Origin of the sequence: Roseburia hominis (genome assembly GCA_040702975.1) — a bacterium.
Taxonomy (GTDB): Bacteria; Bacillota; Clostridia; order Lachnospirales; family Lachnospiraceae; genus Allocoprococcus; species Allocoprococcus hominis_A.
Map to the genome: position 1 here is coordinate 2,590,757 of CP159990.1, position 15,057 is coordinate 2,605,813.

Consider the following 15,057-nt stretch of genomic DNA (forward strand, 5'->3'; position numbering starts at 1 on the left):
ATTATACAAATTTACTTGCACTCCTTTTTTCTTCTTCTTCCAGTCTGCGGTTCAAATGTAAAATAATCTGGTAAAGTACCAAAGTGAGCAAAATCGTGTAGAGCAGCTCCGGCATCATGATATGTCCGAAATAATATATGAATCGGAAATCACTTTTGAGCAGGAACAAAAACACATAGACACTCACACTATATAAAAGCTCGCTGGCAGAAATCAGTACCAGCGGCAGCTTAATATCCTCATCATAGAACATTCTGCGGAAAAATCCGTTCAAATAGCCGATCACCATGTAAATCATGGCATAAAATCCCAGCAGATTGCCGCCCAGAATATCCTTAAGAAAACCACAGGCAAATCCAATGAACAGCCCTTCCTTTTTCCCGCGCATAAATCCGTAAGCGGAAGTGACAACGATCAAAAGATTGGGCTTTACGGACGCCAGTACCAGATGACTGAATATGGTCGTTTCCAGCAGATAACACACCAGAATCACCGCTGCACATACAAGCAGTCTCTTCATCTTCTTCATATACTACTCCTTCCGATTCTTGAGTTCTTCCTTCGTCGTAGTAATGACTAATACCTCCTGAAGCTCATGGAAATTCGTTGCCGGGATCAAATGCCCTGACCGTGTCAGATTGTTGGAATCCACATTAATATCGGCAACGTAGCCGATCAAAAGTCCCTGGAGATACTTATCGCTGATATTGGAGGTCACCACCTGGTCGCCAATCTTGACCTCATTCTCATTGTTCGCAAGCTGTTCAAACTTAATGAGTCCTTCTCCGATCAGCTTTAAATCTCCACTCACAATACATTTATCAAAGGTCGTCAGCATCATAGAACTGACATTCTTATCATCGATGATTGAGCTGACATTTGCCCAGGTAGGTCCTACTTCTGTGACGATTCCCACAAGACCCGCGCCTGACAGAACATTCATATCCACTTTGATTCCGTCCTCGCTCCCCTTGTCAATGGTGAATCTCGTGAACCAGTTACTGTTCTCGCTGGCGATCACATTTGCCCCAATCTTAGGATAGTCCGCTGTGTTCTGATCCATCTTGTACAGATCCATCAGCCGCTGAAGCTGCGCGGAATTCTGCTGGAGGCGGTTGTTCTCCACGGTCATCTCCGCCACCTTCTCCTTCAATTCCTTGTTCTCTTTCTTCATATCCTCCATCGTGGCAAAATTATCGGACACATCGCTCATCCAGCGTCCGACATAATTGATTCCCTTCTGCATAGGAACCACGGTATAGCCCGCGATCCAGGACAATACGCCTCTGTTTTTCCCGGCAAAACCGGAAAGTCCCATTAAAAGAATGCAGACCAGGCTCAAAATCAAAAGCCAATATTTACTTGACAGGGAAAACTGGTTCTTTGCTTTCATCTATCTCATCCACCTATAATTCTCATCTAACATCGAATACGCCATTTTTTTCAGTTCTTTTGATTGAATAATCCGGCTAAGTCCCTCCACGGCACAAATATCTGGTCTCTTTGCGATCCGGACGCGATATCCGGTAATTCCTTCTATGTACTGTCCAAGTCCCGGCAGGTTCGCAAGTCCTCCGGTGAGGAAAATGCCGTTCTCCTGAATTGCCTTCACTACCTCTGGCGGAGTTCTCTCCATCATCGAATTGATCTGCTGAAGACATTCCTGAAGCGGTTCGCGAATCGCCGCTCTCACCAAACTGATCGATATCTCCTGCTGCTGGGGAACGCCTGTCACCAGATTCCGTCCCGCCACCACCATGGTCGCGCTGCTGTCTCCTCCGAAAATACCGAACCTCCTGCGAAGTGTCTCCGCAGTCAGCTTCCCGATCAGGAAATCATGATTGCGGCGGACCAGGTTCGACACCGCCGTATCAAAGGTATTCCCCCCGATCTTCACCATCTTATTGAGGACCATGCCTCCCGACGCCACAATGGAAAGCTCCGTCGTATCTCCGCCGAAATCCGCGATCATCACGCCTTTTGTGTTCTCCACATCAAGCCCCATCCCCACGCATTGTGCAATGGCGCGCTCCACAATATTGACTTCCTTAGCCTTCGCCGTGGAATGCACCACAAGGTCAAAGAAGGCCCTCTTTTCCACCTCCGTCACGTCGGTAGGGACCGCGATCAGATACTCGGACCCTCTGGCAAACTGCCGTCCCTTCTTGAGCAGATTCTGAAGAAGGTACTGCATATCATTGAACCGGCTGATCACGCCGTCCTTCATCGGAAAGACCACCTGAATATTCCCAGGCGCTTTCTCATACATCTCATACGCCTCGTCTCCCACCGCGAAGATCGTCTTCCCATTCGCGATAGCGATCACGTCTTTTTCCTTCCATATCGTATCCTGCTTTTTATCGTATACCTTGATCTCATATGTTCCGAGATCCAGGCCGTAAACATTTCTCGCCATTCCTTAAGATTCCTTTCGATCCGCCGCTTTTTCGTCCAGATATCCATCTTCCCTCAGACTTATATAGCGGTTATCTCCTATAATAATATGGTCCAGGAGCTCGATCCCGATCAGACGGCCTGCGTCCCGGATCCTCCTGGTCATCAGAATATCGTCTTTACTGGGAGTCGGATCTCCCCCTGGATGATTGTGTAACAGTATAATATATACCGCATTTTTTTGCAATGCCTCTACAAATAATTCTCGCGGCGTGATGACAGACATATTCACCGTTCCCTTGGAAATCTCACTGTCCCCCAGGAAACGTGAACGGGTGTTGAGCATCACCAGTTTCATATACTCCTGCCTGCGGTGCCGCATATCCTCCATATAGTACCTGGCCACTGCGGCCGGTTTTCCAAAATCCAGCCCGTTTACCGCGGCCATCTGGGACAAACGCTTCGACAGTTCACAAATACAGAGGATCTGAATCGCTTTCACCTTCCCGATACCGGGAATCCGAAGCAGTTCCTCCTTGGTCCAACTCTGCAGATGCACCATCCCGTCTTGCCCTCGTCCTTCCTCCGGGTACAATAGCTTTCTTGCAAGCTCCAGCGAGTTCATTCCCCGCGTGCCGCTACGCAGCAAAACGGCAAGCAATTCAATATTTGTTAAACTGCCCGCCCCAAAACGCTCACACTTCTCGTATGGACGTTCATCTGCCAACATCTCTTTCATGGTACTTTTTTGATTCATCTTCTTTTGCAGAATTTGCTGACCCATAAATAAAGAAAACTCTCATATCCTATAAGAAACGATAAATGATAATGGAAATTACCATTCCGACAATACTTGCGATGGTAATCTTAATATTCAGCCCGAAGGTAAGCACAAGCACTCCCAGATCCAGAACCAGGGGGCTGCTGAAGCCCGAAGCTCTGTCCATAGGATAGCCAGCTCAGTGCTGAGACACCTTCTGCAAGCATACCAATAAAACCTCCCAGAACGATTCCTGTTAAAATCATCAGGAACAACGCCCAGGAATTCTTACTGCCGGCTCCTCTCATTTGTACTCCTCCTCTTTTATAAATCCTAAAACTAGGTGTATTCTATCACATTTTAAAAAGAGTGTATAGACTTTTTCCTTATTAAATTTTTCTTAAAGTGCGCGTCATGTTGTCGAAAGGCGCATATTTTCTGCGTATCTTCTCGGCGATTTTCATGCCGTCCACCGCCGCGGAGGTGATTCCTCCGGCGTATCCCGCTCCCTCTCCGCAGGGATAAAGCCCGCAAACTGTGCTTTCCATCTCGTCCCCCCGCAAAATGCGGACCGGCGATGAGGTACGGCTCTCCACGCCCAACAGCAGCGTATCCGGATGCGAAAACCCACGGATTTTGTCATTAAATTTCTCCATCCCAGCTACGATCGAACCGGCAATTTCTTCCGGAAATATTTTCCGCACATCGGCAAAACAGTATGCCCCCTTAATATCCGGCGGGCAGGAAGCACCCTTTATCTCCTCGTCCTTCCCGGCAAAGTCCCCGTACCTCTGCACAGGAATCTTTCCATTTCCAGCCAGGTACGCGGCGCGTTCCAGTTCCCGCTGAAAGGCAATTCCGGCAAGCGGACCCTCGCCCTTATAATCCTCCGGGGAAACCGTGACAACGATGGCACTGTTGGCATGCCTACTGTCTCTGGCGTGATAGCTCATGCCGTTGACTGCCAGATGTCCCTCCTCAGAGGACGCATTGACCACATAGCCGCCGGGACACATACAGAAGGAGTAGACCCCTCTCCCATTTTCCAGCTTCGCTGTGAGCTTATAAGCGGCAGCAGGAAGCTGCGGATCATACCCTTCCCCGTACTGGGAGTTGTTGATCAGCTCCTGGGAGTGTTCCACCCGCACACCGACCGCAAAGGCTTTGCTTTCCATCGGAACATTTTTCTCATATAACATGGCGAACGTATCCCGTGCGCTGTGTCCCGGAGCCAGAATCAGAACCCTGGTCTCCTTATATCCCTTCGTCGTATAGATTCCGCGAATGCTTCCCTCCGAATCAATGTCAAGTTCTGTCATCGTCGTATGGAATGAAAACTCTCCGCCCCAGCTTATGATCTGCTCCCGCATGGACCGGATCACACTTCTAAGTACATCCGTCCCGATATGCGGCTTATTCACATACAGGATCTCTTCCGGCGCGCCCATCTCCACAAAGACCTCCAGCACCTTACGAATCCGTCCCGCAGGATCTTTGACCAGGGTATTCAGCTTTCCATCGGAAAATGTGCCCGCTCCGCCCTCACCGAACTGCACATTCGAATCCGGCTTTAACACGCCTCTCTCCCAGAATTCTTCCACATCCCGGGCGCGCTCCTCCACTGGTGCACCTCTCTCGATCACGAGCGGCGCATACCCTTCCCTTGCCAGGAAGTATGCCGCGAACAGCCCGGCAGGTCCGCAGCCTACAATAATCGGCCGCTGTTTTAATATGGCAGTGCCTGCTTCCGGAAATACGTATGGCATCTCCGTGCAAAGCCCGATCTCGCAATTCCTTCGTTTTCCCTTGATCCTCTTTAAAACTGCCCCCTCCCGCTTCACCTTCACATCAATCGTATATACATAATATAACTCCGGTTTTTTCCGCGCATCCAGCGACTGCTTCCGTATCTTCCACGACTCGACTTCCTGACGCTGTACAGAAAGTACATGAAGCAATTTTTGAAAAAGCTCCTCCCTGGTATGTCCGGTTCGGATCTTTAACTGACTCACTCTGATCATCGCGCTGCTCCTTTCCCCGCCAGATATCCGCTGGACCACGCCCACTGCAAATTATATCCCCCGCAGATTCCGTCCACATCCAAAAGTTCTCCCGCAAAATACACGCCGGGCACCAGAAGGGACTGCATATCTGCAGAGGAAACCTCTCTGGTATTCACGCCTCCCGCACAAATCTGGGCGTTCTCAAATGAATTCGTATCCGTCACGGCCGTCTCGAACCGTTTGACTGCCTGCAATAAGCGCTGCTTTTCCCGTGCGTCTAGTGCTCCCGCACATTTCTCCGCCGAAATCTGCGCCCGCTTTAACAGGACCCCAGCTAACTTTTTATGAAAAAGTCCGGTAAAAAACTGCTCCATTTTCCGACCTGACCCATTTTCTATCCGTTCATCTAAAAACGTCTCAAAAGCAGAATCATCAAAATCCGGCATGAAATCAAGTACCGCCCGGACTTTTTTCTGTTCCTTAAGGCCTCTGGCCGCATAACGGCTCACCTGAAAGACGGGAATGCCCGAGATTCCATATCCCGTAAGCTGAATCTCCCCGGTGTCATCTGCCGCCAGCCTTCCTTCTATATATAAAGACACTTTCCCATGGACCCGGATCCCCGCAAGGGCTTTATACCATTCCTCCCTGCATTTTAACTGGACCAAAGCCGGAACCACAGGGATCAAACTATGACCCAGTGATTTTGCAAGTGCATAGCCGCTTCCGTCACTCCCCGAAACTGCAGATGCCCTGGAACCATTTGCAAGGATTACCGAATCGGCCTTCCATGTGTGATACTGCATTTTTAATGGTTGCCTGGAGATGGATTCCTTTTGCGTCTTCCCTTTTTTCTCGGTTTTCCCATGCGAACCGACACTACCCAAACGTCCGTCAGCCATCTGCTCCGGTACACATGGCGCTTCGGAGTGAATCACAAACCTATTCTCCCTCTTTTCTATTCCTGTCACTTTCTCACCGGTATGTACCTGCACCCCAAGCTGCTCCATCTCCATTCGCAGTACGTCCAGGACTGCACTGGCCTGTTCGGAAAAAGGATACAGACAGCCATTCTTATTCTTCGCATAAATTCCCAGCTTTAAAAAGCGCCGAATCACCTGTCCGCTGTCGTACCGGCATACCGCCTCCCAGGGAAAACCGGGATTCTCGCTCCGATAACAGTCCGGATTCTGCACAAGATTCGTAAAATTACATCTTCCATTTCCGGTAGAGAGAATCTTCTTTCCCACCCGGCCATTCTGTTCCAGCACCATCACCTGCGCCCCGTTTTCCGCCGCTGTGATCGCTGCCATCATACCGGCAGCGCCGCCACCGACGATCAATACCTGTTTTTTCATATTCCGGTTCCTCTTACAATTCCTTTACGATTCCTGCCTCCACCAATTTCTGAAGCGACATCAAAATACCGAGTTTTGCATGCTCCCAGGTCAGGCCGCCCTGAAAATACACGGCATAGGGCTCTTTGATCGGTCCGTCCGCGCTCAGCTCGATTGATGACCCCTGAACAAATGCGCCTGCCGCCATGATCACATCGCTGTCATACCCCGGCATCGCCCAGGGCTCCGGAGTCACATAGCTGTCCACCGGCGCCGCCGCCTGGATTCCCTGGCAGAATGCAATCACCCCTTCTGCACTTCCAAGGGTCACTGCCTGAATAATATCATGCCGGTCCTCTTTGCCGTCCGGCACCACCGCAAATCCTAATTTCTCATAGATATTTGCTGCAAATACTGCACCCTTTAACGCCCCTGCCGTCACCGTCGGCGCAAGGAACAGTCCCTGATAAAATGACTGCATCACCCCGAGGGAGGCGCCTACTTCTTTACCCAGCCCCGGAGAGGTCAGCCGATAGGCACACTGCTCGATCAGTTCCTTCTTTCCCGCCACGTATCCGCCGATTGGCGCAAGACCGCCGCCCGGGTTCTTGATCAGGGACCCTACCACGAGATCAGCCCCCACATCGCTTGGCTCCATCTCCTCCACGAACTCCCCGTAACAGTTATCCACCATACAGATAACTTCCGGTTTCTGCTTTTTCACGAACGAGATGGCCTCACCGATCTGCTCTACCGAGAAACTGGGTCTGGTCTGATACCCCTTGGAGCGCTGAATCGTGATCAGCTTCGTCTTCTCATTGATTGCTTCCGCGATAGCGGGGTAATCAAAACTTCCATCTTCTTTCAGATCCACCTGCCGGTAGGTGATCCCATACTCCGCCAGGGATCCTTTGGACGGTCGAATGCCGATCACTTCCTCCAGCGTATCATAGGGCTTTCCCGCAATGGATAGCAGTTCATCGCCGGGGCGCAGATTTGCCGACAGGGTCAGTGCAAGTGCGTGGGTCCCGCAGGTGATCTGCGGTCTGACCAGTGCGTCTTCCGTGTGAAATACATTTGCATACACAGCCTCCAGCGTATCCCGGCCAAAATCATTGTACCCATAGCCGGACGCATAGTTAAAGCATTCTGCATTTACCCGCGCCTTCTGCATGGCGGAAATCACCTTAAGCTGATTAAGCTCCGCCATACGGTCGATCTTTTCGAACCGCTTAGCAAGCTCCCCCTCTATCTTCTGCCCGAAGGCGTAGACCTCCGGTGAAATTCCAATCTCCTGATATAATTTTTCTGTCATTTCAGCTACCATAGCCATTTCATATAATCTCCTTTTCTCTTAAATGTGTCAGCATGACGTCTAAAATCCTGTCTTCCTGATATCCATACTCCTGTTTTGGAATCCAGATCACGTCTCTTTCCCGTTTGAACCAGGTAATCTGCCGTTTTGCAAAATGCCGGGTATCCCGTTTCAGAATATAAACGGCCTCCTCAAGCGTACATTCTCCATCCAGATAAGCAAGGATTTCTTTGTATCCAAGACCCTGCATGGACACCATTTCTTTATGACAGCCCCGTTCTTTCAAGGCGGCGACCTCCTCCACAAGGCCCTCCTTCAGCATCGCATCGACCCGGCTGTCGATTCGTTCATACAGCCTTTGCCTCACATCATTCAGCACAAAATACGCAAAACGGTAGGGGGACTCTTTCCTTCGCTCCTCCTCATTATGCCGGGAAATCGGCGTCCCCGTCTGACGGTAGAACTCCAGCGCCCGAATCACCCGCTTGACATTATTCGCATGAATCGCCTCCGCAGACGCCGGATCGACCATGCGAAGACGCTCATGCAGAGCCTCGGCGCCATGTTCAGTGACAAATGCCTCCAATTCCCGACGGTAAGCCATATCTTCGTCGCCTTTTGAGAAATCAATCTCATACAAGAGCGCCTGAATGTAAAATCCTGTTCCCCCCACGACAATCGGTATCTTTCCCGCCTTATAGATTGCTTCCATCGCCTCTTTAGCCATCTGCTGAAACCTTGCCACATGAAACTCTTCTTCCGGTTCCAGCACATCGACCAGATAGTGGCGGATCCCATCCATCTCCTCAGGACGGATCTTTGCCGAACCGATATCCATATGCCGGTAGACCTGCATGGAATCCGCCGAGATGATTTCTCCGCCCACCGCTTTTGCGAGACCGATGGACGCCTGCGTTTTGCCCACCGCAGTCGGCCCCGTAAGGATAATCAAGGGGCGTTTTGCCTGTTCCATATCTTCATTCCTTTCTATCACGTTTTTTCTATCACACTTCTCTATCTTACTTCCCTATTACACAATTCTCTTAAACTTTTTTTCCAGCTCTTTCTTTGTCATTGCAATGATCGTCGGTCGACCATGCGGACAATGATAGGGATTCTCCAGAGTCAAAAGTTCGCCGATTAATGCATCGACCTCGGCCGTCGACAACCTGGAATTGCCTTTCACCGCAGCCTTGCAGGACATAGAGGCAATCTTCTCATCGATCAGATCTGATCCTGCATTCCCCGCAAGCCCTTCCGAAAGCATATCCAGCATTTCCAACAGAAGCTCCTTTTTGGCGATTCCGAACAGATTGTCCGGCACTGCGCGCACCGCATATTCCTCTCCGCCAAAAGGCTCGATCTCAAACCCGATCGCAGAAAAACGATTTCCATAAGTCTTCAGCACCTCTTCCTCCTGCATAGTCAGGCTTAATATGATCGGAGGGCTGATATACTGGGAAGTATACTCCCTGTTCTTCATACCTGCAAGAGTCTTCTCATACAAAACTCTCTCATGCGCCGCATGTTGATCGATAATGTACAAACTATCATGAAACTGAACCAGCCAGTAGGTGTCAAATACCTGTCCTATGATTTTGTACTCCTGGCGCACATCTTTGTTGAGAAATTTTTCTTCAAACAGGTCTAATTGACTGGCTTGCAAGTCATTTTGCTGTAAAGGATTGTCGGTTTCCGCATTTTTCTCAAAACATTGGTCATTTTCCAGAGTATACTCCGTTATTTCTTTTGCTTTTTCCAGATTTCGCTCTATTTCATTTAGAGTGTGCTCTGTTTTTTCTTGTTTATTTTCTATATTTTCCAGAGTGCGCTCTGTTATTTCCTGTTCTTTTCGAGTTTTTTTGTCCTCTGAAAGCACAAAAGCCTCTTCTCCTCTTTGTCTATGCTTTTCTAAAGTTTCTAACCCATCTTTGCATTTCAGAGAATCGCTTTCACTTCTACTTTCTCTGTAATGCAAAAATTGATTTTCTTCCTTCTCCTCTTCTCTAAGTCTAGCCTGAACTGCCTGGCTGATTTTTCGATTCTGGACAGCAGTTGGGGAGATCGCGCTCATCCCCGCCACCTCGGCATGAGAGGTGCGATTATGGTATGACGCCACTCTCTCTCGCATCTTTTTCATGAAATAATCCAGATCTCGTTCCTCAGGTTTTGCAGAGTCCTGAGCGCCTCGCCCTGTCCCGCTCCCGTATCCGGGACCGTCCTCCCGAATCACATGCGGCATACCTTGTGAAACGGCCGAATGGCCATTCGGGATGCCCTTGGGTATAGATTCTGCCACAGGCGGCTCCGGCACTTCCACTTCGGGAATCAGCTCCCTTTCATGCAATCCCCGGCTCACCGCCTCATACACCAGATTATAAATCTCTTGCTGATTGCGGAAACGCAGCTCCATTTTTGTGGGGTGTACATTGATATCGATCAGTTCCTGGTCCATAGTAATATGAAAGGCAACAAACGGGTATTTATGCTGCATGGAAAAGTCCTTATAACCGTCTTCGATTGCCTTAGCGAGAATATTACTTTTTATGTACCGGCCATTTACGAAATAGTTTTCAAAATTCCGGTTTCCCCGCGAAATCAGCGGTTTTCCTAAAAATCCGCGGATTTGTACTCCATTTCTTTCAAATTCCAGCTCCAGCAGCTCATTTGCCACGTCTCGGCCATAAATATGGTAGATCACATCTCTAAGTTTTCCGTTTCCGGAAGTGTGCAGTTTCTGCTGACGGTTATTGATAAATTCAAATGAAATCTCCGGGTGTGATAGTGCCAGCCGCATCAGAAGTTCAGAGATATGACTTGCCTCCGTCATCGGCGTGCGCAGGAATTTCCGCCTTGCCGGTGTATTGTAAAAGAGCTGCCTGACCCAGAAGGTGGTACCATTAGGCGCCCCGGCATCTTCCAGTTCCCGCTCCTTTCCGCCTTCAATCACATATCTGGTCCCAAGCACTTCCTTCTCAGGCTTCGTCACCATCTCCACCCGGGAGACCGCTGCGATACTGGAAAGTGCCTCGCCCCTAAAGCCCAGAGAGGAAATGGAGAACAGATCCTCCGCACTTCGTATTTTGCTGGTTGAATGGCGCAAAAATGCATTTCTCACATCACTTTTTTCAATTCCGCAGCCATTGTCCTTGATCCGCATCGATGTGATACCGCCGTCCTCGATCTCCACCACAATAGCGGTCGCACCGGAATCGATGGCGTTTTCCACCAATTCCTTCACAACGGACGCAGGACGCTCAATCACTTCTCCTGCAGCAATTTTATCTATGGTCATCTGATCCAATAATTCGATATGTGGCATAATTCTTTCCCTTCCGTTTTCTTCCATTTATAAGGCCCCCATGAATACGGGGGCCCGCCTCCGGCTCACTACCACCGGTTTTTTAATTTATTCTGCAATTTATACAGCTCATTCATCGCATCCATTGGCGTCATATGGCTGATATCCAGACTTTTCAGCTCCTCGAGCACATCATCGTCCTTTACCGTGTCAAACAGCGACATTTGTGCGATATCCACCTCGTCAAGCCGTTTTGTGGGAGTTTTCCTCTTTTCGTGGCTGCCCTGCGCCGCGATATCCTTGACCCTTGTCGTGATATCCGCGTTAATCAGCTCCTCCACAATCTCCTTCGCCCGCGAAATAACCGAATCCGGCACTCCGGCCAGCTTTGCGACCTGAATTCCATAGCTCTTATCCGCCCCGCCCTTCACGATCTTACGCAGGAACACGATGTCGTCCCCTTTTTCTTTGACCGCGATGCAGTAATTGTTGACATTGTCGATCTTCCCTTCCAGTTCCGTAAGTTCATGGTAGTGGGTGGCAAATAGTGTCTTGGCGCCAAGCAGTTTGCTGTTGCTGATATGCTCCACCACCGCCCAGGCGATACTGAGTCCGTCGAAGGTGCTGGTCCCCCGCCCGATCTCGTCAAGGATCAGAAGGCTCTTACTCGTAGCGTTGCGCAGGATATTGGCCACCTCATTCATTTCCACCATGAAGGTGCTCTGTCCGGACGCCAGATCGTCGGAAGCACCTACCCGGGTGAAAATGCGGTCTACAAGCCCGATATTTGCCGACGCTGCCGGCACAAAGGATCCAATCTGCGCCATCAGTACGATCAGGGCCGTCTGGCGCATATATGTGGATTTTCCGGCCATATTTGGCCCGGTAATAATCGAAATTCTCTTTTTCTTATCATCGAGATACGTATCATTTGCAATGAACAGATCGCCGGGAATCATTTTTTCCACCACCGGGTGTCTTCCGTCCTTGATATCGATGACTCCCTTTTCGTTAATCTTCGGCCTCACATACTGATTCCGCTCCGCCACCAGCGCAAGTGATGCAATCACATCAAGCTCGGCCACGGCAGAAGCCGTCTTCTGGATTCGGGTGATCTCCGCCGCGATCCGTTCGCGAACCTCGCAGTATAATTCATATTCCAGGGCGCAGAGCTTGTCCTCCGCCCCCAATATGGTGTCCTCCAGTTCTTTCAGCTCCGGCGTGATATAGCGCTCGGCATTCGTGAGCGTCTGTTTTCTGGTGTAGTATTCCGGCACCAGATCCTTAAAGGAATTCGTTACCTCCAGATAGTATCCGAACACTTTATTGTAACGGATTCTAAGGTTCTTAATCCCTGTCTTCTCCCGCTCCTTCTCTTCTAATTCGGCAAGCCAGGATTTCCCGTCCGATTTGGCCTTGCGCAGTCGGTCCACTTCCTCGTTGTAGCCTTCCTTTATGATCCCGCCCTCCTTCATGGCAAGCGGCGGTTCCGGTATAATCGCGCTCTCCACCAGATGGCTCAGCTCCTCCAGCGGGTCCATCGACTCATAAATCCCCTTTAACATCTCGGAATGCATTTCTTCCAGAAGATATTTGATTGAGGGCAGCATGGCAAGCGAGCCCTGAAGCGCAATTAAGTCACGCGGATTGGCAGACTGGTAAGTGATCTTCCCCACCAGACGCTCCAAATCGTACACAGGCCCCAGATATTCCCGAATCTCCTCGCGGGAAATCGCGTTGTCTTTTAGTTCCTCCACCGCGTCCAGCCGCCTGATAATGGCCTCTTTCTCGATCAGCGGCTGCTCCACATATTTGCGAAGCATACGCGCGCCCATGGCCGTCTTCGTCTTATCCAGCACCCAGAGGAGGGAACCTCGTTTTTGTTTCTCACGCAAGGTCTCGCACAGCTCCAGATTCCGCCTGGTCGAGCTGTCCAGTACCATAAAATTACTGGTCGTGTAGCGGGTTAGGGTGCTCATGTGGGACAGATCATTCTTCTGCGTCTCCTCCAGATATTTAAGAAGCGCTCCGGAAGCGATCACACCGCAGTCATAATCCGAAAGTCCCAGCCCATCTAGCGTTTTCACTTTAAAATGCTCTGAGAGCGTCTGGCGGCACATGGCGTCGTCAAAATACCAGTTGTCCAGCGCGTAAATTGCGATTCCAAGCCGGTTCTTCCAGTCGTCCAGATTCAGCCCGCTCATATAGAATGCCTCATTACAGATAATCTCAGACGGCATGAATTTGAACAGCTCGTCGCTTAGCCTTGTGCCCGATTCCACCTCTGTCACAAGATATTCCCCGGTCGTCACGTCCGCCACCGAAAGTCCATAGCGGTCTGCACTATAAACGATACACATGATATAATTGTTCCGGGTCTCGTCAAGCGCCTGAACATCCAGATTCGTTCCCGGCGTCACGATCCGCACCACATCCCGCTTCACCAGCCCCTTTGCCAGCTTCGGGTCCTCCATCTGCTCGCAGATGGCCACCTTATAGCCCTTGGACACCAGTCGGTTCAAATATCCGTCCACAGCATGATAAGGGACTCCGCACATCGGAGCCCTCTCTTCCAGTCCACAGTTTTTCCCGGTCAGGGTGATCTCCAGTTCCTTTGAGGCGGTGAGCGCATCTTCAAAAAACATCTCATAGAAATCTCCCAGCCTGTAAAATAGTATACAGTCCGGGTACTCTTCCTTCGTTTTTAAATATTGCTGCATCATTGGAGTTAGCTCTGGCATCTATCTATCCTCATCTTTCGTAAAATTCATTTTTTCGCATTCTTTAGTATAACATAATTTGGGATAAATAGAAACGGGGGTTTTTCTCATTTTCTTGATATTTTCATTGTGTCACTCAAGCACTCCGACCTCTTTAGCTACAACAAAAATATAACGATAACCCGTTATAAACGAATTACCGTTATATTTATGAAACATTAGTCTCAACACTTCTAAATATAATCTCCTGTCTCCGAGTCCCGAATATCGACCTGCAGGCACATTCCCTCCTCATCTGTTATGAAATGTAATTCTATCGTTTCCTCCTGCCCATCCGCCAAACAATGAACTTTTACTTTTTCACTCATGACATCCCGTTCCAGGAGTTCTATACTCCTGAGCTGTATTTCTTTCTTCTGTGTAAAATAGGAATAGGCCTTCCCTTCCAAAAACGTTTGAAAGGATTCGTCACTAAAATACTCGCCAATCTCTAAATCCTTGTCCGTGTACGTCATAAAAGCTATCATATTCGCCGTCCAGTCGCTGACTTTATTTTCGTCAGCTTCGGATAATTTAGCATTCACTCTCTCGCATTCAGCTATCCAGGAACGAATGGACAAGGATGAGTCCGCCTCTTGCTGTTCCCCTTCACCGGAGAGTGCTATCTTCTCAATAAATTCATTCAGTATCTTCTCGTAAGCCTGAATGATTGAAAAATCTCTATTTCCTGCACATGTACTCACCTCATTGCACAACATACTAAATTGTAAAGGTTCACTATAACGATGAAGCGGCGCCATAAGGTTACACAACTCTTCCATTTCCTGATCCATTTGCGTGCATTGCAGCGTTAAGTTCGTCAAATCATAAGACCGGATCATCTCATAATCCCGCGAACCGGACGGTATGTTTTTCAGTATCAGCGAGGTATTCTCCAAATTCTCCAAAATTCTTTCAAATAAAATCTTCTTTCTCTCCTGAATATGCAGGAAAGACACAAGATTGAACAACAGGGAAATGATCAATATAATTGCAAACAATCTGGTCCTCTTTTTCATGGAGCTCTCCTTTTCATTATTCTAAACCGATACAACAGTTCCTCTTATATTATACATTTTCAGCACCCCTTCCGCCAGACACATTTTCATACAGTTTTATGAGCGCAACCGCTATCCCCCGGTATTTCCCGAGAGAAGATCAGATGAGTAAACGATATAAGACATCCCA

Annotated in this window: 11 protein-coding genes and 1 pseudogene; all 12 read right to left on the minus strand. The window is 49.2% G+C overall.

Annotated elements, in window-relative coordinates:
- Position 1 precedes the first annotated feature (1 nt).
- The 12 genes and pseudogenes from mreD to ABXS75_12105 all read right to left on the minus strand — a co-directional run bounded on the left by mreD (position 2) and on the right by ABXS75_12105 (position 14,888).
- Positions 2-529, minus strand: coding sequence for a rod shape-determining protein MreD (mreD, locus tag ABXS75_12050; GenBank protein XCP83807.1), 528 nt, complete (start codon positions 527-529; stop codon positions 2-4).
- A gap of 3 nt (positions 530-532) precedes the next feature.
- Complete coding sequence (gene mreC / locus ABXS75_12055) at positions 533-1,393, minus strand: rod shape-determining protein MreC (protein ID XCP83808.1); 861 nt, start codon at positions 1,391-1,393, stop codon at positions 533-535.
- On the minus strand, positions 1,394-2,416 hold the full coding sequence (locus tag ABXS75_12060; GenBank protein ID XCP83809.1) for a rod shape-determining protein: 1,023 nt from the start codon (positions 2,414-2,416) through the stop codon (positions 1,394-1,396).
- A 3-nt stretch (positions 2,417-2,419) separates the two neighbouring features.
- Positions 2,420-3,151 carry a DNA repair protein RadC gene (radC, locus tag ABXS75_12065; GenBank protein XCP87148.1) on the minus strand — a complete coding sequence of 244 codons (732 nt, stop codon included), beginning with the start codon at positions 3,149-3,151 and terminating at the stop codon, positions 2,420-2,422.
- A 49-nt stretch (positions 3,152-3,200) separates the two neighbouring features.
- Positions 3,201-3,462, minus strand: a pseudogene (locus ABXS75_12070) (DUF4321 domain-containing protein).
- Between the two features lie 81 nt (positions 3,463-3,543).
- On the minus strand, positions 3,544-5,175 hold the full coding sequence (locus tag ABXS75_12075) for an FAD-dependent protein (GenBank protein XCP83810.1): 1,632 nt from the start codon (positions 5,173-5,175) through the stop codon (positions 3,544-3,546).
- The gene (locus ABXS75_12080; protein ID XCP83811.1) at positions 5,172-6,515 is read right to left on the minus strand and encodes an NAD(P)/FAD-dependent oxidoreductase; all 1,344 of its coding nucleotides are present in this window, start codon (positions 6,513-6,515) and stop codon (positions 5,172-5,174) included. The genes ABXS75_12075 and ABXS75_12080 overlap by 4 nt, the downstream gene beginning before the upstream one ends.
- A gap of 13 nt (positions 6,516-6,528) precedes the next feature.
- Complete coding sequence (locus ABXS75_12085) at positions 6,529-7,821, minus strand: methionine gamma-lyase family protein (protein ID XCP87149.1); 1,293 nt, start codon at positions 7,819-7,821, stop codon at positions 6,529-6,531.
- 7 nt (positions 7,822-7,828) lie between these two features.
- Complete coding sequence (miaA, locus tag ABXS75_12090) at positions 7,829-8,782, minus strand: tRNA (adenosine(37)-N6)-dimethylallyltransferase MiaA (protein XCP83812.1); 954 nt, start codon at positions 8,780-8,782, stop codon at positions 7,829-7,831.
- Between the two features lie 57 nt (positions 8,783-8,839).
- Positions 8,840-11,131 carry a DNA mismatch repair endonuclease MutL gene (gene mutL, locus ABXS75_12095; GenBank protein XCP87150.1) on the minus strand — a complete coding sequence of 764 codons (2,292 nt, stop codon included), beginning with the start codon at positions 11,129-11,131 and terminating at the stop codon, positions 8,840-8,842.
- Between the two features lie 68 nt (positions 11,132-11,199).
- Positions 11,200-13,833 carry a DNA mismatch repair protein MutS gene (gene mutS, locus ABXS75_12100; protein XCP87151.1) on the minus strand — a complete coding sequence of 878 codons (2,634 nt, stop codon included), beginning with the start codon at positions 13,831-13,833 and terminating at the stop codon, positions 11,200-11,202.
- A gap of 230 nt (positions 13,834-14,063) precedes the next feature.
- A complete protein-coding gene (locus tag ABXS75_12105) occupies positions 14,064-14,888 on the minus strand; it encodes a hypothetical protein (GenBank protein XCP83813.1) in 825 nt (274 codons plus the stop codon).
- Positions 14,889-15,057: the final 169 nt, after the last annotated feature.

Coding starts and splice junctions, on each gene's coding strand:
- mreD (XCP83807.1), bottom strand. CDS start 529: ATGAAGAAGATGAAGAGACTGCTTGTATGTGCAGCGGTGATTCTGGTG.
- mreC (XCP83808.1), bottom strand. CDS start 1,393: ATGAAAGCAAAGAACCAGTTTTCCCTGTCAAGTAAATATTGGCTTTTG.
- ABXS75_12060 (XCP83809.1), bottom strand. CDS start 2,416: ATGGCGAGAAATGTTTACGGCCTGGATCTCGGAACATATGAGATCAAG.
- radC (XCP87148.1), bottom strand. CDS start 3,151: ATGAATCAAAAAAGTACCATGAAAGAGATGTTGGCAGATGAACGTCCA.
- ABXS75_12075 (XCP83810.1), bottom strand. CDS start 5,175: ATGATCAGAGTGAGTCAGTTAAAGATCCGAACCGGACATACCAGGGAG.
- ABXS75_12080 (XCP83811.1), bottom strand. CDS start 6,515: ATGAAAAAACAGGTATTGATCGTCGGTGGCGGCGCTGCCGGTATGATG.
- ABXS75_12085 (XCP87149.1), bottom strand. CDS start 7,821: ATGGTAGCTGAAATGACAGAAAAATTATATCAGGAGATTGGAATTTCA.
- miaA (XCP83812.1), bottom strand. CDS start 8,782: ATGGAACAGGCAAAACGCCCCTTGATTATCCTTACGGGGCCGACTGCG.
- mutL (XCP87150.1), bottom strand. CDS start 11,131: ATGCCACATATCGAATTATTGGATCAGATGACCATAGATAAAATTGCT.
- mutS (XCP87151.1), bottom strand. CDS start 13,833: ATGATGCAGCAATATTTAAAAACGAAGGAAGAGTACCCGGACTGTATA.
- ABXS75_12105 (XCP83813.1), bottom strand. CDS start 14,888: ATGAAAAAGAGGACCAGATTGTTTGCAATTATATTGATCATTTCCCTG.